The organism is Telmatocola sphagniphila, assembly GCF_018398935.1.
Classification (GTDB): Bacteria; Planctomycetota; Planctomycetia; order Gemmatales; family Gemmataceae; genus Telmatocola; species Telmatocola sphagniphila.
Genome location: NZ_CP074694.1, coordinates 407,342 through 431,562, shown reverse-complemented (window position 1 = coordinate 431,562; position 24,221 = coordinate 407,342). Strand labels below are relative to the sequence as shown.

The 24,221-nt window shown below is 50.2% G+C and carries 17 protein-coding genes; 12 read left to right on the top strand and 5 right to left on the bottom strand.

From position 1 onward, the window contains the following. Nucleotides 1-97 precede the first annotated feature (97 nt). Complete coding sequence (locus KIH39_RS26945; RefSeq protein ID WP_390623679.1) at nt 98-553, top strand: BlaI/MecI/CopY family transcriptional regulator; 456 nt, start codon at nt 98-100, stop codon at nt 551-553. Then, a complete protein-coding gene (locus tag KIH39_RS01890) occupies nt 550-4,707 on the top strand; it encodes a M56 family metallopeptidase (protein WP_213497584.1) in 4,158 nt (1,385 codons plus the stop codon). The genes KIH39_RS26945 and KIH39_RS01890 overlap by 4 nt, the downstream gene beginning before the upstream one ends. Nucleotides 4,708-5,160: 453 nt before the next feature. On the opposite strand, the gene KIH39_RS01885 is transcribed toward KIH39_RS01890, so the two are convergent. The 4 genes from KIH39_RS01885 to KIH39_RS01870 form a co-directional block, all read right to left on the bottom strand. Further along, entirely contained in the window at nt 5,161-5,535 is a 375-nt protein-coding gene (locus KIH39_RS01885) for an IS66 family transposase (RefSeq protein ID WP_213500219.1), read from the bottom strand. 27 nt (nt 5,536-5,562) lie between these two features. Then, a complete protein-coding gene (locus KIH39_RS01880) occupies nt 5,563-5,754 on the bottom strand; it encodes a hypothetical protein (RefSeq protein ID WP_213497583.1) in 192 nt (63 codons plus the stop codon). 24 nt (nt 5,755-5,778) lie between these two features. Further along, nucleotides 5,779-6,195, bottom strand: a complete 417-nt coding sequence (locus KIH39_RS01875; RefSeq protein ID WP_213497582.1) for an IS66 family transposase — start codon at nt 6,193-6,195, stop codon at nt 5,779-5,781. An 84-nt stretch (nt 6,196-6,279) separates the two neighbouring features. After that, nucleotides 6,280-6,528, bottom strand: coding sequence for a DUF6444 domain-containing protein (locus KIH39_RS01870; protein WP_213497581.1), 249 nt, complete (start codon nt 6,526-6,528; stop codon nt 6,280-6,282). Nucleotides 6,529-7,718: 1,190 nt separating this feature from the next. On the opposite strand from KIH39_RS01870, the gene KIH39_RS01865 reads away from it, so the two are divergent. From KIH39_RS01865 to KIH39_RS01825, 9 genes are all read left to right on the top strand, one after another. Then, complete coding sequence (locus KIH39_RS01865) at nt 7,719-8,279, top strand: RNA polymerase sigma factor (RefSeq protein ID WP_213497580.1); 561 nt, start codon at nt 7,719-7,721, stop codon at nt 8,277-8,279. Nucleotides 8,280-8,777: 498 nt separating this feature from the next. Then, a complete protein-coding gene (locus KIH39_RS26780) occupies nt 8,778-9,482 on the top strand; it encodes a serine/threonine-protein kinase (RefSeq protein WP_213497579.1) in 705 nt (234 codons plus the stop codon). A 40-nt stretch (nt 9,483-9,522) separates the two neighbouring features. Then, nucleotides 9,523-10,248 carry a serine/threonine protein kinase gene (locus KIH39_RS26775; RefSeq protein WP_213497578.1) on the top strand — a complete coding sequence of 242 codons (726 nt, stop codon included), beginning with the start codon at nt 9,523-9,525 and terminating at the stop codon, nt 10,246-10,248. Nucleotides 10,249-10,301: 53 nt separating this feature from the next. Continuing rightward, nucleotides 10,302-11,681 carry an IS66 family transposase gene (gene tnpC, locus KIH39_RS01850; RefSeq protein WP_213497362.1) on the top strand — a complete coding sequence of 460 codons (1,380 nt, stop codon included), beginning with the start codon at nt 10,302-10,304 and terminating at the stop codon, nt 11,679-11,681. Then, nucleotides 11,678-12,478 carry a 3-keto-disaccharide hydrolase gene (locus tag KIH39_RS01845; RefSeq protein ID WP_213497577.1) on the top strand — a complete coding sequence of 267 codons (801 nt, stop codon included), beginning with the start codon at nt 11,678-11,680 and terminating at the stop codon, nt 12,476-12,478. Before tnpC ends, KIH39_RS01845 begins: the two co-directional genes overlap by 4 nt. A gap of 314 nt (nt 12,479-12,792) precedes the next feature. Continuing rightward, a complete protein-coding gene (locus KIH39_RS01840) occupies nt 12,793-13,185 on the top strand; it encodes a hypothetical protein (protein ID WP_213497576.1) in 393 nt (130 codons plus the stop codon). Nucleotides 13,186-13,221: 36 nt separating this feature from the next. Next, a complete protein-coding gene (locus tag KIH39_RS01835) occupies nt 13,222-14,442 on the top strand; it encodes a HEAT repeat domain-containing protein (RefSeq protein ID WP_213497575.1) in 1,221 nt (406 codons plus the stop codon). 135 nt (nt 14,443-14,577) lie between these two features. Continuing rightward, entirely contained in the window at nt 14,578-15,369 is a 792-nt protein-coding gene (locus KIH39_RS01830) for a sialate O-acetylesterase (RefSeq protein ID WP_213497574.1), read from the top strand. Between the two features lie 192 nt (nt 15,370-15,561). Next, on the top strand, nt 15,562-18,375 hold the full coding sequence (locus KIH39_RS01825) for a protein kinase domain-containing protein (protein WP_213497573.1): 2,814 nt from the start codon (nt 15,562-15,564) through the stop codon (nt 18,373-18,375). 1 nt (nt 18,376) lies between these two features. Here KIH39_RS01825 and KIH39_RS01820 read toward each other — a convergent pair whose 3' ends face one another. Continuing rightward, nucleotides 18,377-20,707 carry an FHA domain-containing protein gene (locus KIH39_RS01820; protein WP_213497572.1) on the bottom strand — a complete coding sequence of 777 codons (2,331 nt, stop codon included), beginning with the start codon at nt 20,705-20,707 and terminating at the stop codon, nt 18,377-18,379. A 535-nt stretch (nt 20,708-21,242) separates the two neighbouring features. Here KIH39_RS01820 and KIH39_RS01815 point away from each other — a divergent pair. Then, nucleotides 21,243-24,149, top strand: a complete 2,907-nt coding sequence (locus KIH39_RS01815; RefSeq protein WP_213497571.1) for a serine/threonine protein kinase — start codon at nt 21,243-21,245, stop codon at nt 24,147-24,149. Nucleotides 24,150-24,221: the final 72 nt, after the last annotated feature.

Below are 24,221 nucleotides of genomic sequence, written 5' to 3'. Positions count from 1 at the left end.
CGTCAACTCTGCCATCGATCTCGCCATCTTGCATAATCGATGAAAAAACGCGATAAGCTGAAACACTTTTGTGTTGACAGGCATCAATAGGTACTTTATGATACGTACCCATTCAGGCGTAGGAGTTATATTCGCAATGGCAGGTAAAAAGCAAATCGCAATAACCGAGAGACAATTCGCAATTCTCGAGTTGCTCTGGGAACATGGCCCCCTCACCGTGCGGGAAATTCTCGGCCATTTGCCCGGCGGCCAAGCCCTGCCGTACACCACCATCCTCGGCCTGATGCAGGCGATGGAGCGTGCCGAATTGGTCTTCCACGACGACGAGCAACCCGCTCATCGCTATAAGCCCTGCTTTGATCGAGATGAGGCGACCCGGAACCTTCTCGGCGATTTTCTGAAACGATTTTTCCGCGGCTCGGCGGAGCGACTTGTGCTCGGCCTGGTCGACACGCAACATCTCTCCGCAAAAGAACTTCGAGAAATTGAAGAACGGCTGCAATCGAATCCCAAAATCAAATCAACCTCGAAAACTCCGAGGAAAAAATCATGAGCGCATTCGCCTCTCATCTACTCGATTTTCTGGCCGTCTGGTCCTTGCAATGGGCAGTGTTAATCCTACTACTCGGACTATGCTTCCTGCTGCGCAGTCCCCAGAGCGTTGCTCCCCGGCTCTGGCTAGCCAATCTGGTTTTAATCGGGGGGCTGCTCCTGCCTCTCATTCCGGGCTGGTGGCAATTTCCACAAAAGGAAGTCGCTTCGCTGAAATCAAACGAAGAGGCTTCTCGTCCTACTTTACAAAACGGGAGCTTCGGAAGTGCTACAAATTCAAGAATCGTAGCAGGGAATGCTCCGACTCCTTTACCTGCGACTTCGGCGCAAGTATCGAGCGAGAACCAACTCTCCGACAAACAGAATAGCCCTATCGAAAAAGAGGAAAAACCCGCGACTTTATCGACGAATCCCGTCGCGGCCCTGCCTGAGACCCCAGTAAGCGCGCCGGAAAGCAGTGCCGTTATCGAATTGCGTTCGATTCGTTCTTTTGTTTTGCAAAATTGGAAAACCGCATTGGCCTTCCTCTGGTTAACAGGATGTGCCTATTCCCTGCTCCGGCTTGTCGCGGGATACTATTATCTACGACAAATTCGCCTGGGGGCCGAGCACGTATCCGGTGATTTGAACGCTGAGTTCCAGACAATCTGCCAGGAACTGGCCATCCGTCGCCCGACCGAACTTTTGTTATCCCAGGCTGTATGCGGGCCAGCTCTGTTCGGTGGCCTTCGACCGGCCGTGGTTGTGCCTGGCGATTGGCCATCCCTCAATCAGGCTGATCGCCAGGCTTCGCTCTACCACGAACTCACCCATGTGGCTCATGCCGATGATCGGACCGCCCTGTTCGAGTCGATCATCCGCTCGCTGTTCTTTTTCCATCCTTTGGTGAATTGGCTGTTGAATTGCTTGGCCTGTGAGCGCGAAAAACGCTGCGATTTGGCCACCATTCGACAGGGTGTGGAACCCCTCCAGCTCGCTCGAGTACTTTTCGAAGGTGCCAAAAAGATCGGCGCAAGCCAGAGTCTATTGATGCCTCGGCTGGCTACGCCCATGTTTCAAAGGAATTCTCTCACCGAACGTATTAACCATCTCCTGGAGCCCGAAATGAACCTTCAATCGAAATCACTATCGCCCAGCAGGATTGGCCTAAGTCTATTGGCCGTGCTGGCTGTTTGCACGTTGCTCGGCGGCTACACGGCCCGCGCCTACGATCGTGGAGATTCTGAATCATCTACCAAGGCCAACGATACAAAGGATCCGCTGCAGGGAGTTGTGGTAGATCAGGAAGGCAAACCCGTGGCCGAGGCAACCGTGATTATTGTCGGCGATGGCGGTGCGGGAGAGCGTAGGATTCTGAAGAGCGATGCGGAAGGGAAGTTTTCCATGAAGACGTTCCCAATAGGAAATAGTGCATTTCCTCAGGTCGTTATTCTCGCACTCAAGGATGGCTACGCTCCTTCGAAGAGTTATGCAAAACCATTTACGAAGACTGAAGTGAAACTCCCCTTTGCGGCTTCCTTTCAAGGATTCATTAAAGACGAAAAGGGACGTTCCATCCCGGGCGCAAGCGTCAAAGTCGGCTTTATTAATCGTTCGGGGGGAGGTGCAAGTTGGGGATACCTCGATGACAATATTTTTCGCGGCACAGAAGCGGAGAAGTGTTATTGCACTACCTCCGACGATCAAGGAAAGTTCGAATTTAGTCGCGTCGCCAGTGAAAGCGAATTGATCTTTCGAGTCAGTGCGAAAGGGTTTGCCGAACTCGACACGGGCACCAGCCGTTCCTTGGTTCCGAAGTATGTCGTCAAAGCGGATGCCAAGCCCGCAGAACTCATTTTAATGCCGGAAGCTCGAGTCAGAGGCCGGGTGATTTGGAAACTAAAGGGATATGCTACTAGTGACGTTGAAGTGGCACTCGACGGCTATGAAAAACTTCATGGCTATCATCGAAAAACCATTCCGGATGCCGAGGGACGATTCAAGTTCGATCGCTTACCCAGTGGTGATCTCGACATCTTCCTCAAGTTCCCTCAAGGCGCTGCCGCAACCGCAAAAGGCGTATCGGTGACAACCAAGCCGGACCAAACCCAAGAGATTACTTTGGAAATCATTGCCGGGGTCGAAGTCACCGGTCGGGTAGAGGTGAAAGATATTAAGGCCGCGCTGGAGGGAATTCAAATCGCCACCCTCGGCTCGATCAACCCTCATAATTTTCATTTCGATGCAAAACGAACTTCCTCCGACGGCCGATATTCCTTTCGGGCTCCTCCCGGCAAAATTACCGTTTTGACTTGGGGTGCTCCCGAAGGATATGGACAACCCGATAAGAGTCGTATGGAGATTGAAATTCCTGAAGGAGTAGAGAAGTTTGAAGTCGCCGAGCCATTCGAATATGTTCGCGTTCGTAAAGACTTACCGATGCGAGTTGTCGATGCCACGGGAAAGCCATTGACTCATGCAAAAGTCTATTCCATCCAGAACGGAAGCGTCTGTGGCGATCGGGTAGGTGATCCTCAGACGACCAGTCACGATGGTCAGGTCAAGTTCAATTTCACTTTAATGGGACCCCTCGAAGCGGGACGAACGCAGGCCTTCCAGATCGAAACCGAGTCTGGACAGCGATTTGAAGCTTCGACGCGCGTAACTAAGGAGGGAGTGCCCACTCTGAGACTTCCGACTCTCACGGAGATTCAAGGTCCCCAAGATGTAAAAGCCGATGAATATGCAGGTTTTGTTGTCGATGAAAAAGGGAAGCCACTCGCGGGTGCGAAGGTTCACTTATATTCTTGGGTCGATAACCCTCAAAATTATACCTTCACCGATTCCAAAGGGATTTTTCGAATGAAGGATCTCGACACTCGGGATCAATACCAGGTATTATTTTCGAAAGATCAATACTGCCCAGTTATGTTTCTCCGACAACCTGCTGGAACCAAAGGCCTCGTTATCGTTTTGGATCAATCAACTTACTTCGAAGGAGTCGTGCGGAGTCCAGAGGGTAAGCCTGTGGCAGGTGCCCAAATTAGAACAGACCGTGGTCCGAAAATGCTAAAAGCGGGTTATATGATTAATAAGGTTTGGAGCGAAACCAAGGCCGATTCTGAAGGACGTTATAGATTCTATGTACAACCCGATGATTACGCTTTTCATGTCACAAGCCCGGGCATAGGAGTCTGCCGGCTGGAAAAAATTGCTATTGGTCATGGGGAAGTTCGAAAACTGGATATCGACTTGCAAAAAGGGGTAAACTTCCGAGCAATAGTACAGGATTCCGTTTCAGGAAAACCGGTCAAAGGTCTTCGGTTATACTCTTGGGATAATAAAGTCATCGATGCGCGTTCGGATGAGCATGGCGAAATTTCTATTCCGGAAATGATTCCAGGAGAATTTTCCTTCAATGTCGAATCTTCCACGCATACCCGATGGTGGTCGGAACAAGCGACATTTCAAGAAACTGCCAATCCTGAAAGCGGTTGGATCCGCAAGTTCGACAATTTGAGTTTTAATCTGAAAGTAGGAATGGCCCCCGTAATCATCAAAGCGGAACCTGGGGTAAAGATTATCGGCCGGGTACTCGACCCAGATGGAAAACCGGTAGAGGGGGCAACCGCCACGGCTACCTTCACCAAAACCGGTAATTCCTTAACGGGAGACACTCGCTTCAGTTTTGAAACTCGCAAAGATGGCAATTTTGAGATGCTGCTTCCGGCAAGCGGAAATACCGAGTACAACCTCATGGTGCATGACGGGAAATATGACGAATGGCGGAATTGGGCCAACGGCGTTCTGCCTCCCATCAATACCCAGCCGGGTCAGGTGATCAAAGATGTTGTTCTCAAGCTCAACCGACCAGCGGTCGTCCGTGGCACACTCCTTAATACCAAAGGCGAGCCAGTTTCGAACTTGCAAGTTCGTATCGAACTACCTGATTTGTTGGAAAACCGCTATTACGTTCCTTTTACGCAAACTAAAGCGGATGGTACGTTCGAGCTCAATTATCTTCGTGCGGGCGAGCAATCGGTGATTGTGAATCCTATCGCTTTTAAGAATCACACAGGTCCCGATAGTAGTGTGAAGAAGGTCACTCTGAAAGAAGGCGAGAAGATAGAGAACATTATTCTGGTAGTCGATGAAAAAGAATTGCAGGCGCCTTAAGGTAACAAGAAGCAATAGATCGAATCCAGCCCACTCCCTCGTGCCCGACGAGGGAGGACTTTTTCACACCTTTCTACACTTCAAGGGCCCGCAGAAAACAAGTCCGCTAAACACCCAAACTCATTGCCAGCTTTTTTGGCATAAACGACGGTTAAACGATTAGCAAATCTTGATTTCTAGTACCCTCGAGCACATCCCGAGAATTCTAAAAAAATTCTTTGCGCGTCGGAGAGCCCTGTGGACAGCGGTACTGATTATTGAATGTGATAGTGCCAATTGGCAAATCCAAGACTCAGCTAGATTGCTCAGAAATACTGAAGAGAAAGAGTTGTTTCTCAAAGGAAGAGGTCAAGAATTCATTGGCGTAACTTGCATTCATGTTCGGCCTAAATATTAGACTCATCAGAGGCGTCGTAATCAATGGCCGTAAAAATGCGGGGAGGATCAAACCAGTTAAGTGGTGGTTCGTTCGGGGTTAATCCAGACTTCTACTGTACTAAATCGGCCAAGAATTCGGTTAGTGACTTGTGCTCGTACCGATTCACGCCCTGGCCAGGAGTGAGCGGGAGTTTTGTTGTTGAAGTGAGCCGGGATAGCCTCTTTGATAAAAGCGAGGCAGTTGCGTTTTTGCTGTCGGCAGGTTTCGATGACCGTGACCATTCTCTCAAGGAAACGTCTTCCGGCCGCGGATTGCGTACCGAAGCAGATTTTTCGCCAAATGACGAACGGCCGCAAGACCCGCTCGGCCGCGTTGTTGGTCAGTTCTACTCCCTTCACTTCGACGAACGTCCAAAGTCGAGGGCGGTACTTCCAGAGCTCGGCGCACAGGCCTCGCGTTTTCCGGTCGCATTTTCCTCAAAGGAGTAAGGCTTCGATTTGCGAGCGAATCGGAAGCATTCGCTTTTGGAATTCGAGTCGTTTCAGATGGCCGTCTCGAACGCATTTCCAGAGTCCGAACATCGTTTGCGATTGCCGTTTTAAGTCCTGGCCCAGCCGTTTCGATACCGAACAAGGCCAGTCGATGAGACTCTGAAAGTCGCGTAGCATAGGGTCCCAGCACCATTGCAGGCGTCAGCAAGCTCGATACATTTTGGCCCGGTCGCAGTTCAGGATGCACGAGTACGCTGAGCCGAGAAATTCGCGAATCACCTTGGCTTTGCGACTGGTCCGACGGGCGAACAGAGTAGAACTGGGAGCAACGAAAGTCCAGGTCCAGGCCTTGGTCCGACCTTCTTTGGTGGGAGATTCGTCGCCCTGAACCACCGCTTGCCCAGGCAAGGCCTGCTGTAATTCCCGGTACGGCTGCTGTAAAGCTTCGGACGCCCGGTTCTGAAGTTTGACCATCCTGGTGGCGAAAGCTTCCTGACCCGGGATCTCTTCTAGAAGAAGAGCGCAGCGTCGCTTGGAGCGTCGGAAACTGACCATTAACAAAGCGGACAAAGCAACCAATCGAGGCCCGGCCGCTCCGGAAGGAACGACCGTCGGCAATTCGCCGCAGGTCGTCTTGCCGCAGGAACAAGGGAGCCGAGGCTGTTGATATTCGGTGATCGAACGCTGGATTTCGGGAATTTTTCAGACTTGATGTCGCAGGGGTTGAGGGTCAGTTCCGCTCAGCGCTTCGCCGCACCGACGGCATTCGGTCGGCTTGCAGGTGATCATTTCGATACAGCGATCGACCGATACCAAAAAGCGTTCGTGCTTGATGTGTCCCGGTTGACCGCCAACTTTCCGCTTGGCATACTTAATCGCTTGCTTCGACGGCCTGGCATGAGAATGCTCGGAAGACGGAGGCTTCGAAGAATTGCCCGGATTTCCCGTCAACTACTCTTTCAGCTTGGAAATCTCGGCCAAAAACAAATGAATGATCGCCTGAACTCCGGCGGCTTGCCCATTCAGCTCAGACTCATTCGAAATTTATAGTAGCTCATCTATAACAACCTGGGTTTAGACAGGTTAAGTCACAATGCTCTTATAGGAGACTGTCTCTGACTAAAATTTTTGTGGCGTTTTCTATCCCAAGAGAGGTGATTTTCGGGTTTCACCAGCTCTTGACATATTGCTATAACTCGTTATTATTCCAATAGTTGCGACGGACGGGCAGAAATGAAAAAAGTCGGCTCAGAGTATCTCCCTCTCTCCGTTTTGGTGATTTGTACACTATCGTCAGATTTCGCAAAACTTCGCATAAGTCCTTGTAATTTCAACTCTTCCGTTGGTTCCTTCGAACTGCTGCTAAACACTGCAGACGCTTACTGCGTCGGAAAATGCGTTGTGGGCTCTTCGGATTCTGCAAAGAGTCAGGGCCATGCCGATGGATGAGTCCTAGTGGTCCGCCTCTGCCTTCCCCAAAATCTAAGACCCGCCGTCTGTTTTCTACCATCGGCTTATGCCGATCCCAAACCGAGCTTAACCCGACGACCGTTCTATCTCCCGCGAGTGGACGGATGCCGTCTCGAATGATGTCGAGCGCTCCGAGAAATTTACGGCCAGAGGAGCCGGTTCGTTCGTCCCTCAGAACGGGTCCAGCATCGTTGTCCCTCCCCCGCCCAGAGCGTTTATTGAGGTTATAATGAGCTATATCGGCATGGACTCACCCACAAGCCAAACCTCTATGCAGTTTTCAGACAACATCTGAAACACTAATAGTAGACCGCTCGAAGAATTTATTATCGATTTTAAGTAATGTTATTATTTTATAATTTATTCTCAGCTCATTGATATTTTGGATAGAGTGTCCGATTCACCAAAACTTAAAAAGTTCGATTGGTATTTTACTCTAATAACTACTGCAGTTATTTGAATGCCATCGTTAGCAAAAAAATTTGAGCGTTTTTTTTACCTCATGTCTCTGTTGCCACTGGAAGATCTGAAACGGGTATTTGATGACCGGCCGCCGAATAAACTTTTTCCAGACCGATACTCTCTTGGCCGCCTTCGAAAAATCCTGGCGAGCGCGTTCCCTTCAGATATAATTTCCGAAAGTCCATAGCAAATACGATTCAAAGCACCCTATGCAAACGTCTCTGAGTCTTCTCGCGCAAGTCCAAGCCCAGGAAAATGACGCCTGGAGTCGATTGTACACGCTCTATGAGCCGTTGATCCGACATTGGATTCTCCGGGATCCCATCGCCAGATTAGAAGCGGAAGACCTGGTTCAAGATGTCATGCTGAGCGTACAGACACACGTGATGTTGTTCGAACACAAGCGGGAAGGCTCGTTTCGCAAGTGGCTTCGTGTCATTACGGTCAATCGGATCGCCCAATTTCTCCGCAAGCGCCGGCCTCAGCAAGTGGCCGAATCGATCTTCGAATTATTCGCACACCCCGACAACCCCTTGGAAGAGGAATGGAACAAGGAGTACGATCGCCATGTCATCCGAAAGTTACTAGAGATGGTTAGACCGGAATTTGGCGAAAAGACCTGGCGGATCTTTGAGATGACTGAGTTTGAGGGAATCCCTTCCGGTGAAGCGGCCCGACAACTTCAAGTGACACCTGGGACAGTCTATATGGCCCGGAACCGCATCCTCTCCCGCCTCCGCGAAATCGGCGACCAAATTCTCGAATATTGATCGAAAAGCCCGGTCCAAAATCCAGTTCGAAATTCATCCAGAGGTAACTCGAAGGCCTTCATCAAAGAACAATTTTCGGATAGCTTTGTTCGTCCTCCGAACCTGCTTCCTTCAACAATCGTTGTGGTTGAAATCCCAAGTTTTAGGATCCTCGTCGATGCCCCATTCAGCAATGCAAACTACCCTGTCATGTAAGTTTTTCATTATCAAATTCACGAAAACCTTTTTGCGCAACTTAAAAATTAGGCTTTGTGCTAAATTTTTGGCGATTTTGGCTTTAGCCCCCAGACAGGCCCAACAATTGGGCGACAGTTAGACCGAATAAATTTCAATTTTTTTCCCAAAATATCCTGATTGGAAGCGGAACCATAGAGTTCTGGAATACGCGGCAAAGTAATTGCGACAAATTCTGTTTTAGTCGATTGGCGAAGTGCAGGAGGAAAATTTATTTCCTCGTAACCAGGAGGCCGGATTTAAGAGAAGGAACGAGGCAGGGGAATGAACACAAATTTTTTTCAACATCCGACTAGCGAACAACTGGCTGCGTTTGCGCTGGGGAAAGCTGTTTCCCAGGCGGATACTATTGCCGAACATGTGGCGAATTGCTCGCGTTGTGAAGCTTTTCTGTCAAAAACTCCTCGCGATACTTTTTTGGAAATTTTCAAGAAAGCCAACACTAATCTCAGCAACATTCAATCCAACTCGCTTTACGATGCGTTGACGGAATTGCCGCAATCTCTGAGACACCAATCCCGCTACACCTTTTTCAGGAAGTTGGGCGGCGGAGGTATGGGTGTCGTATTCCTGGCCGAGCATAACCTGATGAAGCGGAAAGTAGCCGTCAAGCTGATTCCACCCGAATTGATCGGGAATGCCGCGATCAGAAATCGATTCCTTCAGGAAGTTGTTTCCGCGGCGGCACTCGAACATCCTAATGTTGTGAGAGCCTATTCGGCCGAAGATTTTGGCGAGCACATGCTCTTTGAAATGGAATTTGTCGATGGAAAAGACCTGAGTGCATTAGTCAAAAGTAAAGGCCCTTTACCTGTTCCGAATGCCGTGAACTATATTCGCCAGGCGGCTCTTGGTTTGCAACACGCGATAACCAAGTCCCTGGTCCATCGGGATATTAAGCCGGGCAACTTAATGTTGACTCGTACGGGCACAGTCAAAGTTGCCGACTTCGGTTTGGCAAAAATTTAGCCGGGAGACCGATAAGTAGCGCGATAGCGGTCTAACTGGTATGAATGCCATGATGGGTACGCCCGATTTCATGGCCCCGGAACAAGCCTGCAATACCAAGGATGCGGATATCCGAGCCGACATCTATTCGTTGGGATGTACCTTTTATTTTCTTCTGACTGGTCAACCTCCTTTTTCCGGAGAATCCATAGGCGATCTGATTTTCAAGCATTGGCAGGATCCCCGACCCGATGTTTCGGAACTTTGGAACGATGTCTCAAAAGAACTCGCCCAGTGCATCCAGAAAATGATGGCCATCGAACCGTCCGATCGACCAAAATCTCCCAAAGAAGTGATCGAGGAATTGACGAGAGTTTCCAAGGCGGAACCGAAGAGAAAAGAAAATCCGGAGCTGCCTCGCGCGGAGGGAGAACCCCGAGAAGCTAATTTATTGCAAGTAGAACTTGACCCCCCAAAATTAGCCCCCCAACATTCGAAATCGTCCCTCCTGATGCCATTAAAAAACACAAAACTCCGACGCCCAGGGAGTTTTGTGTTTTTTGGAGTGGGAATCGTCGCACTCCTAGTCGGTATAGTGCTCTTGCAGTTCAGCGACCGATTCAGAATGAGAGCCAAACAGGGAGTTTTGGTTTTAGAGAGCCTCCCCGAAGGCTCGCAGATCAAGGTCGACGGTAAAATCCAATCCATCGATACGAAGAATTCTAAACAAATTGAAATTGAAGTTTCCAGCGGCCAAAAACATGTAACCGCTCACACCTCGTCCTGAGATTATCGGGAATTGCTCTTGCGCTGGGGAATTAATTATCTCATACTCGGGGCATGGAGTCTGTCAGCGAAGAATGGCTTGTTCGCCAAACGCCGGAAGTTCAGGCTGTGCTGCGGATTCTTTTGAACCGCATCGCCGAACTGGAAGCGAAGCTCGGCAAGGATTCCAGCAACTCTTCGAAGCCGCCTTCAACGCAACATCCCCACGCCAAGCTTTCGAAGCAAGCCCAAAAGAAGGCCAAACGGAAGTCGGGCGGCCAACCGGGGCATCCCAAACACGAACGCTCTTTGGTTTCCGCACACGAGTGCGACGGCGTCATTGTTTGTTTACCGGCCGAATGCCGCCGTTGTGGCGAACCTTTGAACGGAACAGATCCCCAGCCTTTGCGTCATCAGGTCTGGGAGATTCCCGAAATCAAGCCTTCGATTACGGAATATCAACTCCATCGTCTGCGCTGTTCGTGCGGCAAGACCACCTGCGGAGAATTACCCCCAGGCGTGCCTGTCGGAATGGCCGGGCCTCGATTGGTTGCTTTGTCCGCTTTGTTGATGGTCTGCTTCCGGCTCTCCAAACGACGCTGCGCCCTGTTTCTGGAACAAATCCTGGGTCAGGAGGCTTCGGCTTCCTGGATGATCAAACTGCAGAACCGAGCCGCCGAAGCCTTGCAAGCCCCCTACCAGGAGTTGGCCTTAGCCTTGCCTGGGGAAGCGGTCCTCAACGGCGACGAATCGCCCACCAAAGAAGGGCTCGCCAAAGCCTGGACCTGGACTTTTGTAGCCGCGACTTTCAGCGTCTTCGCTCTCCGCACCAGCCGCAAAGCCCAGGTGGTCCTCGAATTCCTGGGCGATTCATTTACCGGCGTTCTAGGCTGCGACCGGGCCAAGATGTATTGGGCTTTCGGACGCTTGCAGTGGTGCTGGGCTCATTTGCTCCGCGACTTCCAAAGCCTCATCGATCGCCCCTGTCCGGTCGCTCGACGCTTAGGACACGACTTGCAACGACAGACTCGGGCGATGTTCGAACTCTGGAATCGCGTTCGGGACGGAACCCTCAGCCATAAAGCGTTCGGCGAACAAATGATCCCCATACGAAGCGAAGTCGAAGCCTTGCTCTTGCGAGGAAAATTCGATCCGAAGCTGCGTGGCTTTTGCTCCGAACTCTGGAAATACCGGGCTCGGCTTTGGACGTTCGTCGATGTCGAAGGAGTAGAGCCCACCAATAATGCCGCCGAGCGGGCTTTGCGGCCCGCGGTCATTTGGCGGAAGTTATGCTTTGGAACCCAATCGGCCCAGGGGAGTCGGTTCGTTGAACGAATGCTGACCGCGATCGAAACTTGTCGTCAGCAGAAACGGAACTCATTCGCCTGGATGACTCAAGCGGTACAGGCTCACTTTGCCCAAGAGAAAGCCCCTTCTCTCTTGGCCAGGGCGTGAGTTATTACCAAAAACATCGACTGGAAGTCCTGACCAGCAAAGGGATAATTTTCGGTGAGGAGTTCGAGGTCGATCCGGGAAGTCGAAAGAGCATTCAGATCCAATCCCTGGACGGCAATTCGACGAAACACCAGGGCGGTTTCGTCTCAATTTTTAATGGGAAGGATTTTACAGGCTGGGAAGTCGAAAGTGGCGCACCGAGTAGTTGGGCGATCAAGGAGGGGGAATTGTGCGCCATCGGAGTAGCCGATGACACTGAGGCCACACTCAAAACTCAGGGATATCTATTTTCCACTAAGGACTATAAAGATTTTGTTCTTCGGTTTCAGTTCCTGCAAGCTAATGGACCCTACGATTGGAGCGGGGTTGCACTCCGCGCGATACCTCACGAAACCGTTCAATGCGTCGAACCACTTTGGACAGAAAATATCCCCTGGCATTTAACGGCCATTGTCGGCAAGCGTTCTCCGACTCAATCGAACGCGTTTGTTCCCGGTGCTCTTCTTTGGACAGTTGGCCCCATGCCCTTCCTACCTCCAGATCGATTAATTGATCTTCGAAAACCGGGTGAGTGGAACGATTTCGAGCTTGAGTTGAAGGGGCAATTTCTCCGTATGACTTTAAATGGGACCGAAATCCAAAATGTCATGCTGAACAAGGTTTCTCGACCCCAAAAATTCGTGCCAGGTCTAAACCGTTTTTACGGCCGGATCGGGTTTATGAAGCGGGTTGGGGAAGTCCATTATCGAAATATTGAAATCAAAGAATTGAATGAAGATTCCGATGCTAAGCCCTAAATCCGCCGGCACCGGAAATTCCACTTACGGAAACTTCAAGGTTCGCTGACGGACTGATTCACGACTACTGCAGAATTCCAAGGCGATAACGCTTGCCAAATCTCCTGGATTGAACGCTATTTCCGCAGAGAATATTGAGTTGGTGGTCGATGCAGTATGCAAAAAATGCCCGGGCTGCATAAGCGTTAGTTTTGACATCGCCTCGAGCCATGCGTTCTCAAACTCCATTTATTTAAATTTATTTTTATCCGTGAGAATGGGAGTTGGTCTGCATTTTACTTACGGATCGAAAACATTACCGCCGGGAGATATCCATGAAGTTATTGGTTGTTCGTAAATCCTTGGCTCTGGGAATTCTGATGGCGGGGCTTCTCGTAGCAAGCCTCGGGGCCCCTTCCCCAGCTTACGCTCAGAAAAAGGCACCCCCCAAGCCCCATGTCGTGCAAAAGTTTCGGATTCAAATCCGACATCCGCGGCCGGTTCTCCATCATGTCCCAAGTTCGGAAGCGGCCCATCGGCTGGCCCATCATCTGAATCGTCAGGGCTGGATCACCCATATCAAACGCGATCATAAAGGGCATGTTGTCGTGGCCAAGATGCCGCGCTGGAGAAATCAATCGATCGCCCACAATCGAGGCGCTGCGGCTGGGGTCGCTCACCTGCTGCGCTCACAAGGTTTTGAAGTTCGAATCATACCGTTCCATTAAAGACCCCCAATCCACTGAATTGAAAGGGCTAATCTCATGAACAAGCCAATAGCTATTCTTTGCATATTTTTGACCTCGATTGTTTCTTCGGCCCAGGCGGAAGATCCCCAGATCGATCCGGTCCTGGAAGGCAAGCCGATCAGCAAATGGCTCAAAGATCTTCATAGCGACGATAACCCGACGCACAATCGCGCAGATAAAGTGCTGGAGCGAGCCAGTACCAATAAGAAATTGGTTCCCTCCCTATGCAAAGTCATTCACCATAGCGACAAGGAAGTCCGAATTCTGGCGATCGAACTGATTTCCAGTATCGGCGAGGAGGCCAAGGAAACCGTTCCGGAACTGGTGGCCGCACTGAGCGATGACAAACCTCGCCTTCGCGGGGTGGCGGCGGATGCTCTGGGCGGTATGGGCGAAGCGGCCTACCAGCAGGTGCCGACTCTGGTGAAAATGCTTCGGGATGAGCGAGCAAATCCTACCGCTGTTCGTACTTTGATCGCCCGAGGCCTGGGTCGAGTGGGACCGCAGGCCAAGGAGGCCGTGCCGGCATTGATCGCGATTCTCGACATCGATATTCGCAGCAAGTCCAATAGTCCGGAGGAAGGACCCGAATTACGAGCGACCGCCGCGGAATCGCTCGGGAAGATTGGTCCGGATGCCGTGAAAGCCGTGCCGATTCTTTGCAAGTTGCTGTCCGATTCGAATCGTAATCCGGCCGTGCGAATCAGTTGTGCCGAGGCCCTCGGAAATATCGGTCCGGCCGCTGAGAATGGATTGCTGGTCTTGATTGCCAGTCTGAAAGAGCCTTCCGAAGACCTGCGAGCCGCGTCGGCGGAAGCGATCGGTAAGTTTGGGGAAAAGGCGAAAGCGGCCGTGCCCCGTTTGCAGGATCTTCTGGAAGATAAGAATGCCGAGGTACGAGCGGCGGCCGCGGAATCGCTCGGGCAAATTGGTGAGGAGGCGGAGCCGGCCGTGCCGTCGCTGGTGAAATTGGTTAAAGATAAGCAGGTTCATGTTCGTCTGTCGGCCGTGGAAGCGTTGGGGGCGATTGGGAAAAATCCCTCGGTGGCAGTGCCGGCGCTGATGGATGCATTGAAGGACATGGATGGGGATGTTCGGATGAGTGCTCTGGAAGGACTGGCCGATTTCGGACCGGAGGCGAAGGCGGCCGTGCCTATGGTTCAAATCCTTCTTCAAGATCCCAAGAATTCGATCCGCGAACAAGCGGGGGAAACACTCGCGAAAATTAAAGGCTGAGCCAAACGACTTTCGACTCCCTCACTTACAGGCAAAGTTCAATTCAGGACCTTGTTAGAAAAACCCAAAATCAGAATCTTAAACTCTCCGGCACTCAAATTGGGAGTGCCGGAGAGTTTAAGACGGAGAAAATCGATGACCAAGTGCATTTTTCGTCTCTGTTGTTTGTTGATCATCGCAGCTAGGTCGAGCAATTCCGAAGCCGCCGCGCAGGACTCGAAACCGCTGAAAGTGTTTGTCTTGGCAGGCCAGTCGAATATGGTTGGGGCAGGAGCCGTTATCTCCGAGTTGCCTCCGGAACTCAAGAAAGAACAGGAAAACGCATTGTTCTTTTCCGAGGGCAAGTGGATTTCACTGGTACCTGGCAGAACAGAGAAGACCGGTTTCGGTCCTGAAATCGCGTTCGGACACAAAATCACCGAGGAGCTTAAAATGCCTATCGGAATTATCAAGCATAGTATTGGAGGAACCAACCTAGCCATCCAATGGTCGCCGACAAATGCAAAATCTCTATACACAGAACTGATTAAGAAAGTAAATGATGCGAAGAAGATTAGGAAAATCGAGATCGTCGGTATGCTCTGGATGCAAGGGGAAGCCGATTCGAAGGATCAGAAAATGGCCAGTTCCTATGCGGGGAATTTGCAATCGTTCATTCGCCGGGCCAGAAAGGATTTAGCCAATCCTGAATTAATTTTTGTTGCGGGTCGGGTCAATCCTCCCACGAATAAATTTCCGTTCGAAGCTAAGGTTCGTAAAGCTATCGAGAACTGCAAAGAGCTGAGTTACGCTTTTATAGACTGCGATAATTTCAAAAAAGGTTCAGACAACTTGCACTACACCACGAGTGGTCTGGTCGATATGGGAAATGCCTTCGCCGATAGCGTTATAAAGTTGATCGCCAAGAAAAAAGAATCGCAATCTTGAGCGAAGATTCACTTTTCATTTTCATGCCATAAAGCATGCGAGTTACGTGAGTCTTCTTTTTGAATTTATCCCAACGGGGCGGCCCATTTTGGATAAGCTTATCAGGGCATCGATTCATTATCGAAAGAACTCAGGCCGGCATAAATAGGATTTTTTAAGACCGCGGATTTTGTCGACTTGGAGAACTCGCTTGTGAAGACTCAGAATACCCCTCCGAATCATCCCGCCAACGAGGAACTGGCTGCTTTTGCTTTGGGAAAGGCAATTCCCAACGCGGAAACGATTGCCGAGCACGTGGCCAATTGTGCCCGCTGCGAAACCCTGATAGCCAAAACTCCCCGAGACACCTTCCTGGGCATTCTCAACAAAGCCAAACCCGGGTCCAGTTTAACGGGATCTCAAATCGCGAAATCAACGGTTGTTCCCAGTGAAGAGTTGCCGCTCGAGTTGCGACAACAGACGAAATATACCTTTCTGAAAAAGCTCGGCGGCGGAGGCATGGGAGTAGTTTGGCTCGCCGAGCACAACCTGATGAAACGCAAGGTGGCCGTGAAATTGATTCCGCCCGAGATGATCGGCAATCCGACGGTGCGAGATAGATTCTTGCAAGAAGTCGTCTCGGCCGCGGCCCTGGAACACCCGAATGTCGTCAGGGCCTACGCCGCCGAAGAATTCGGTCCCTACATGCTTTTCGAGATGGAGTTCGTGGATGGTAAAGATTTGAGCGAGGTCGTGAAGCTCAAAGGTCCCCTGCCGGTAGCTCATGCACTGAAATATATTCGTCAGGCCGCGCAGGCTTTGCAGCATGGCATGGGGAAATCGCTGGTGCACCGGGATATCAAGCCAGGCAACTTGATGCTGACACGCAATGGAACTATCAAGGTGGCTGACTTCGGTCTGGCGAAATTTAGTCGAGAAACAGATAAGTCGCGAGGTCGCAGCCTCACCGGTACGAATGCCATCATGGGTACGCCCGATTACATGGCCCCGGAACAAGCAAGGGATGCGAAAACCGCCGATATTCGAGCCGACATCTACTCCCTCGGTTGCACCTTTTACTTCTTGCTGACGGGCAAGCCGCCCTTCGATGGCGTTTCGCTGGCCGATCTGATTTTTAAGCACTGGGAGGATCCCCGACCGGATGTGTCTGTGTTGCGAAACGATGTTCCCGAGGAGTTGGCTCGGTTCGTTCAAAAAATGATGGACAAGGACCCCGCGAATCGACCGCAGACACCCAAAGAAGTTATCGATGGGCTTAACAGGTTCAGTGCAGACCTTCAATCTGCCCCCGTGATAACGAACGGAATGAAGTCCAAATCGGAAACTCTCGTCGGATCTGATTCCGGGCGGAACAAAACGGTAGTTTCCGATACCCTCCCAAGTCAACCGAAAAAGGAGCTTGAAGTCAGTGAGAATCGCAAGCTGAAAACGAGAAGGCCAACTATTGTTAGTGCGGTGATTATTTTTGCAACTCTGGGACTTCTCACTACTGCAGGTCTGTTCTGGTTCAAAACCGGAGACGGCACAATCTCCTTGGTGAACTTTCCGGAAAATGCCGAAGTCACCATCGATGGCGAAAAGATCAACTTTGTGCCCAAAAAGGATCAGCCTATCGAATTGCGCGTCACGGCTCGAAAACAACATAAAATCGAAATTCGCAGTGGGGAATTGACCATTTTGAGTGAGAAGTTCGCGATTGAGCCCGGTGGAAAGAAGCTATTTTCGTCTCGATTGGAAACGAAGTCTCAAGACGGATTCGTTTCGCTATTTAATGGCAAAGATTTAACCGGATGGGTCGTGGATAGTGGAGATGTGAACGCCTGGAAAGTGCAAGAGGGGACTTTGACGGTGCACGGTCTTGCCTCGGAAAGCGGGTGGTATGCGCTTCAGGATCAGAGTTATCTTTTGTCAGATAGAGATTACAAGGATTTCATTCTGCGATGTCAATTTCAACAACTATCTAAAGAAATTCTGAGTGGTATCGCCTTTCGTGCAGTACCCGGAGAACGCGCTAGCAACACCGATCCGTCCAGGATAACTGGAAATAATCAACCCTTGCATCTCACGGCATTTCTTGAAAATTCGACAACTACGAATTTCCCTACAGGTTCGTTGTGGTGGTCAGTGGCATACATGGGTAGCTCTCCGATACTGTTACCGGATAATCGATGCAATTTAAAGAATTTAGGCGAATGGAACGAATTGGAGATAGAACTTAAGGGCCAATCTTTTCGCATGTCAGTCAATGGTCAAGAATTACAGAATGTTATGCTAAATAAAATAGCCCAGCCAAGCTTACTAAATCCCGGTCTGAGACGATACTCCGGTCGCATCGGCCTTTTAAAGCGAACGGGTGATATTCGCTATCGCAACATCGAAATTAAGGAACTGCCACAGGATCTTCAGTTCAACCTCCCTGAAAAAAATGAGCCGCGAGTTCCGAGCGTCGATCCTAAACTTCGTCAGAGCTTCAAAAATGCACCCGGAGATTGGACGATCGTGAACGGGGAATTGCTTCAACAGTCCCCGGACTTTGGAGACTCCACGCTGATTTTCGGCGATAAAAATTGGAAGAATTATGACTTTAGCTGCGAGGTCATGAAAATCAGTGGTCGCGGCGAGGCTGGACTAGTTTATCGTGCAAATAATGATGGCCGAAGTGAATTCATCCTGGGCCGTTACATAGGTCTGGTGGAATCGGCCGTTTCCCTGGTAGGATCCGACCGTAAACGTATGCGAGAACGGAGGACCAATCCAATGGCGGACAACCAATGGTACAAGTTGGAAATTCGCGTGCGCGGCAATCGATTCCAAGGGTTCATCGATAACGAGGCTGCCTTCGATTTTCAAACAGATCGAAATCCCGAAGGAGGCATTGGCGTGCGTACCTGGCGCACCGCGGCAAAATTTCGCAACTTCCGTGTGACCACTCCAGAAGGCAAGTTACTTTTCGATGGACTGCCAGAACTGCCCGCGACTCCCGTCGATTGGATTCTGGATAGCTAGATCAGATCGAAGGCTTACTTTTTCGGAGCAGAAGATAAGTAGCTACAAGAAAAAACGTGGCATGCAGCCCAATCGCAAGAAAACAGCTGGTAGCACTCTCCTGTACCCGACCCGCATTCGGTAACGCTCCGTCCAATAGCTGCTGCGTCCAATAGTCGGTAATGAATAGCTGGCTGAGCCTCTGGCTAACTCCACTGAGACTGACGATGGCCCCCGCCAGAATGATCTGGGGAATAACCGCTATGGGCACAAGAGCGATCGCCACCTCTTCCGTTTTCGAGGCAGCGGAGATAAATAGGCCCAGCGAGGTACCTACCAGTGCCGATAGCCCGAATACATAAAGTTGCTTCGTGAACGAAACTTCGGGATGACAAACGGAGTTCACCACGCCGACCAGGAGCAACACTTGAAGCAAACCGATTCCCATCAAAATCAAAAACTTCGATAATAAATAGCTGATCGCCCGTAAATTGAAATCTCTTTCCCGAGTATAGATAACTCGCTCCTTCACGAGTTCCTTGGCGGAGTTGTTACAACCGAGCCAAAGACAGGTTATGTTCATCAGGAAGAGAAGATTACGAGTTTCAATCGGGCTCTTTAATTCCTTGAATACCAACACCAGTAGTGCTGCCACCAGCAGGCATTGCCCCAGGAGTAATAAAAGCGCCAGACGGTTGGTTTTCCAGATAGAGATATAACGCTGCGTCAAAGTGTAGCATTGACGGAAAATCGCACCGGTAACATGTCCCGCCTGGACATGCTCGACCGAAGCCTTCGGGGTCGGCGACGAATTCGCGCTTAGTCGCGAAGCAATGTAAGTTTTGTGGTGATTACTCTTCTGGAATTTTTCCTCCCAATGCGCGGGCGATTCCGATGCCAACACCTGATAGATTTCGCCCAGGCGCGATACTGCGAAATACGATTTGGCTTCGCCCGGCGTTCCCACGAATGCCAGACGCCCTCCAGAAGTGAGAATAATCACCAGATGACAGCAAGCTTCCACATTCGCGAGATTATGTGTAATACAGACGACGGTTTTATTCGAATCTGCGATCTTCCGGAACAGTTTCATGATCTCGTTATCTGTCTGTTCATCCAGGCCGGAGGTGACCTCATCAAGAAATAGCAAACTCGGTCGACAGAGCAGTTCATTTGCGAGACTGGCCCTCTTCAGTTCCCCGCCGCTCAGATTGCGAATGAGCGTTCTGGCTCGTTTTTCCAAACCGACTGTCTCGAGCAAGCGCAGGACATTCTCGGCTTTTTCCTGAGCACTCGTATCAGGCGGCAGGCGAAGTTTCGCCGTATATTCTAGTGCCGTCTGCACTGAGAGAGCGTCGTGCAGCACATCTTTTTGCGGCACCAACGCAATATCACCTTTCAACGACTCAAAATTCGAATGCAAGTCGATACCGTTGATTTCCACCAGACCGCTTTCCGGGCTCGAGCGACCGCTCAGGACCGAAAGCAACGTCGATTTTCCGGAGCCGCTGGGCCCCAAAAGACAGGCAAATTCTCCCGGGCGAATTGCCAGGCGAATATTATTCAAAAGATTTATTTGCGATCTGGAAACTCGATCGGTCACCGTGCGGCCGATGCCTCGGGCGATTAATTCGACATTATTGGAACGGCTGAGACTGGTTAAAACGGTTCCATTCAAAACCAGGTCGAAGGGGCCGATACTTATCCGGTCGCCAGATTTCAGAGCCACCGGACGCGATAGCAACTCGCCGTTGACATAGGTTCCATTCGCACTCGCCAGATCCCGTAATGCAACCTTCCCATTCTTCAGGAAAAACTCTGCGTGTTTTCGCGAGACCAGGGGATGATCGAGGCGAATTTTCACCCCGGCATCCCGACCGACGATTCCCCCTTCGGCCACATCAAACTTCAGAGCTTGCGAAAACTCCTGACGTATAGCCGCGAGTTGCTCGGCACTCGCAGTTAAGGTCTTACCGGACTCAACCGGCTCAATCGGTTTGATGGCTACCGGCGGCGTTGCCGAGGGTTTGCCGATGGGATCGGCCTCAAAGCCCAAAACGTGTAGAAATGGGCCTGTATAGCCCAGTTGTATACGGTCCCCGACCTTCACCGGAGCTTGCGTTTTGACTTCCTCGTTATTCAAGAGCGTTCGATTGCTCTGGCTCCGAGGAAGTACAATCAGGAAGTTCGCCCTCAGTTGCAATTCGGCATGGATCGAAGAAACCTGAGGAAACAAAGCCTCGTCAAACGGCACTTCCATCGACGCGCTGCGACCGATGCGAATCACCGGTCCAACCGCTTCTTTATCCGACGAAATGCCTTGGGCAGATTCAATTCGATATTTGAACTTCATATTTTCTCATTCAGCCGGTCAACTTCCAAATTCGTTCAGGGCAGTTATAAACGGATATTTCTCCGCTGGGAAATACTATTTCTGAGAATTCGGAGGCCCAACGCGTTAATAAAAAGGTAAGAATGGTTGCTCGATAAACTGTTTCTCATTTTATTGGACGCGAAAGTGTAGCAGAGCCCTTTTGGCCTTTTATCCTTCGATACAGCAGTTAGCCTGCACTATCGGTTTCCGGAATCGAACTGAACAATTGCACTCGCAACATTATGCTGGAATAAAATGGAAATTTGGAGTAGTATCGCCAGCGTGATCTGATGAGGTCTCATCGTATGTGCCCGTGAATTTTGATCGATTATTGGAGAAGAACCGAACTGAAGGCTTTTGCCATTACGATGGGGTTAGTTCAGGGAACACCCTTGGACTTTTAGCGGCGATCCAGATGTGTAATTCTCGACCAAGTTTTTATCGGGAAAGAATCCCTGGATTCGCGCATTACTTAGTTTGACAACTATTTCGATCGCTGTTGGGGAACTCGCTCATGAACACGATAAGTGGATTCACAAACCACCCCCCCAAGGAGGTGCTGGCCGCTTTTGCCCTGGGGAAATCTATTCCAGACCTGCCGCAGGTCGCGAATCACGTCTCCCACTGCTTGCAATGCAAAACTCTGCTCGACAAAACATCGCGGGAGACTCTGCAGGATATCTTCCATGATTCGAAATTGGGCGGGGCCGAGACTACTCCGGAAATGTCCAAAATCGAAATTTCTTCGGAATCGGAACTACCGCCGGCATTACTTCAACAATCGAAATATACATTTTTGAAGAAACTCGGCGGCGGCGGCATGGGTGTAGTCTGGCTGGCCGAGCACAAACTGATGAAGCGAAAGGTGGCGGTTAAATTAATTCCGCCCGAATTGATCGGGAACCCTGCCATTCGAGACCGATTTCTTCAAGAAGTCATCTCTGCCGGGGCTCTGGAACATCCGAATGTGGTACGAGCGTACTCTGCCGAGAAATTTGGCGAATACATGCTTTTCGAAATGGAATTTGTGGATGGCCGGGATCTCGGTGAAATAGTGAAAAACAAGGGACCGCTCTCGGTCCCTCAATCAATGAACTTTATCCGTCAGGCCGCGCAAGCTCTTCAGTACGGGATGTCAAAATCGTTGGTTCACAGGGATATCAAACCGGGCAACTTGATGCTGACTCGAGGCGGTACACTGAAGGTCGCCGATTTCGGATTGGCAAAATTCAATCGCGAAAACGACCGGGGAGGAGATCGCAGTCTGACTGGTGCGAATGAGATGATGGGCACCCCCGATTACATGGCGCCTGAACAAGCTCGTAATGCGAAGACTGCGGATATCCGGGCTGACATTTACTCATTGGGCTGTACCTTCTTTTTTTTACTGACGGGGAAACCGCCTTTTGAAGGGGCGTCCATCGCGGACCTCATCTTCAAGCACTGGGATGACCCGAGACCCGATGTTTCTCAACTCCGAAATGACGTTTCGTCCGAGCTATCCAGGTTCATCCAAAAGATGATGGCCAAGTCGCCTGCGGAACGTCCGCAAACACCCAAGGAAGTTATCGATAAACTTCTGGAACTGTCAAAAGGGAGCGCGGTACATCAAACACTCCCTGCATCAAAAAAATCGACTGCGGAGCTGAAACCGACGGCCCCAACTCTAGAAAAAAAGGTCGCTATACAACCAGCCTCTGCGCCACTTGAAACGCACAAAAATTCCAAGAAATACATCATGGGAGGCGCAGCACTCGTCTTGCTGGGTCTAGCGGCACTGCTTACGGCGATTTTCCTTCCTTCCAGGCGCAATGTGGATCGGGATGAAGCCGATTCGAAAGCGAAAAAGACGTCCGAGGCTCAAGTCCAGGATCCAACAGCACTAAAGCAGGCGCGGCTAGCCAAGGCGAACGAGGAGAAAGCTAGGAAGGAGAGAGAAGAAAAATCGCAAGTGACGACTGCGGTAAGAACGGCTATTGCCTCTCTAAAACCCGAATTGACCCGGTTCGAGACGGTTCCCAACTCGGCAGCGGAATTGAGCAATGCTCTCGATGAACTGACATTGATCCGAAATCGCTTTGATGGAAAAATGAATCCACTGCCGACGAGGCTATTGGAACCAGCGGATCAAATGCTGCTGGACGAAGAGAAAGGTCAACTAGCGAAATTGTTGTCCGATTTAACAAAGCGGGAATTGTTCTGGAGAACCCTCAATCGCGTCGAAAATAATTGGAAGACTAGAGCACCGAACTCAAACTGGGTTAGCGATCTCAGGGATCTCGCAGAAAGTGCCTCATTCTATCCGGAAACGCAATCGGCACTTCGGATCGCACTTGCGGACGCCAATGCGGTTCAATCGATCATCGCTTGGCCAAAAGTTCAGACGGATTTTTCGATATTCAAACAAACGACCTGGGACAGCGAACAGGCCGCTGGCTCGGCACGAATTTCGGATTATCTATCGAGCATAGAAAATCGCGATTCCCTGCAAACGATTTTGCCTTTGGAAACTTTATCGAAACTCTACGAATCGAAGCGGAACGAAAGGGATGTTTCCTTCAAACTTCGCGAACTGCAAGGAATTTTAGACTCTAAACCTATGACGGAATGGGGCACAATTGGTTACAGACTCGGCGCCGGTTTGAATCAGAAGAATTTGACGTTTCATATAACTGAAAATCCGAATACTAAAATTAAGTTTGCCGAGGAGAATAAGAGGGCGAAGTTGGCTTTCACAGTGGTTAAATCCGAAACGGACAGTCCGGGTCAACAGATGATATTCGATTTAAAAAATATCACTTTCGCCAATAATGGACTCGTCAAACAAGCGGCACTTTGCAAGAAGCTAGCTCAGGAAGTCAAGAACGCCAATCTCGGCGATTGGAAAACCTGGATCGATAAATTATTCGTCGAAATTTGGAATGAGAAATCTCTGGACCCGGCCCTCAAGGCGATCCTATTAAGACGAACCTTGGATTGGGTACTTAAAACCTCGCCCGAATTATCAACTACGGAAGTCGCTACCGTGCAAGAGTTCGATAAAACCAGTATCAGATCCGATCTCAACTGGATGGATACTTCTTCTAAAGAATTCCAATCAGCGAGAGGGAATGCAAAAGAATTCTTTGCCACACAAACTCATCCGCTGGAACTGCAGAGCGAACTCAAGAAATGTCGAGAGAGAGCGATCAGCAATTTAGGAAAATCTGTTCCGCAATTGTACGGCTGGATTAAACCCGAAGGAGATACTGGGGAATTTCAAAATATCGGTATCCCGAATCGCTCTGGCAACTTAGTCATCGTATTTAGAGATTCGAATCGATTGTTGACTTGGCTTAAAGTGGGTCGTTTACAATCAGGCTCTGCAAGTTGGGATAAGAAACTATCCCCGGGCCAAGTAATCTTTCTACAAATGGAGTAGAATTCCGAACCATCTTTGCATTAACTTTTCAGCACCCGGCAGTATCCTATGGTAGCCAGAAATCATGGACCT

Excerpts from the sequence above, each read along its gene's own strand:
- KIH39_RS01865 (WP_213497580.1), top strand. The coding sequence starts at position 7,719 with ATGCAAACGTCTCTGAGTCTTCTCGCGCAAGTCCAAGCCCAGGAAAAT.
- KIH39_RS01830 (WP_213497574.1), top strand. The coding sequence starts at position 14,578 with ATGACCAAGTGCATTTTTCGTCTCTGTTGTTTGTTGATCATCGCAGCT.
- KIH39_RS01890 (WP_213497584.1), top strand. The coding sequence starts at position 550 with ATGAGCGCATTCGCCTCTCATCTACTCGATTTTCTGGCCGTCTGGTCC.
- KIH39_RS01820 (WP_213497572.1), bottom strand. The coding sequence starts at position 20,707 with ATGAAGTTCAAATATCGAATTGAATCTGCCCAAGGCATTTCGTCGGAT.
- KIH39_RS01815 (WP_213497571.1), top strand. The coding sequence starts at position 21,243 with ATGAACACGATAAGTGGATTCACAAACCACCCCCCCAAGGAGGTGCTG.
- KIH39_RS26775 (WP_213497578.1), top strand. The coding sequence starts at position 9,523 with ATGAATGCCATGATGGGTACGCCCGATTTCATGGCCCCGGAACAAGCC.
- KIH39_RS26945 (WP_390623679.1), top strand. The coding sequence starts at position 98 with ATGATACGTACCCATTCAGGCGTAGGAGTTATATTCGCAATGGCAGGT.
- tnpC (WP_213497362.1), top strand. The coding sequence starts at position 10,302 with ATGGAGTCTGTCAGCGAAGAATGGCTTGTTCGCCAAACGCCGGAAGTT.
- KIH39_RS26780 (WP_213497579.1), top strand. The coding sequence starts at position 8,778 with ATGAACACAAATTTTTTTCAACATCCGACTAGCGAACAACTGGCTGCG.
- KIH39_RS01880 (WP_213497583.1), bottom strand. The coding sequence starts at position 5,754 with ATGCTACGCGACTTTCAGAGTCTCATCGACTGGCCTTGTTCGGTATCG.
- KIH39_RS01835 (WP_213497575.1), top strand. The coding sequence starts at position 13,222 with ATGAACAAGCCAATAGCTATTCTTTGCATATTTTTGACCTCGATTGTT.
- KIH39_RS01840 (WP_213497576.1), top strand. The coding sequence starts at position 12,793 with ATGAAGTTATTGGTTGTTCGTAAATCCTTGGCTCTGGGAATTCTGATG.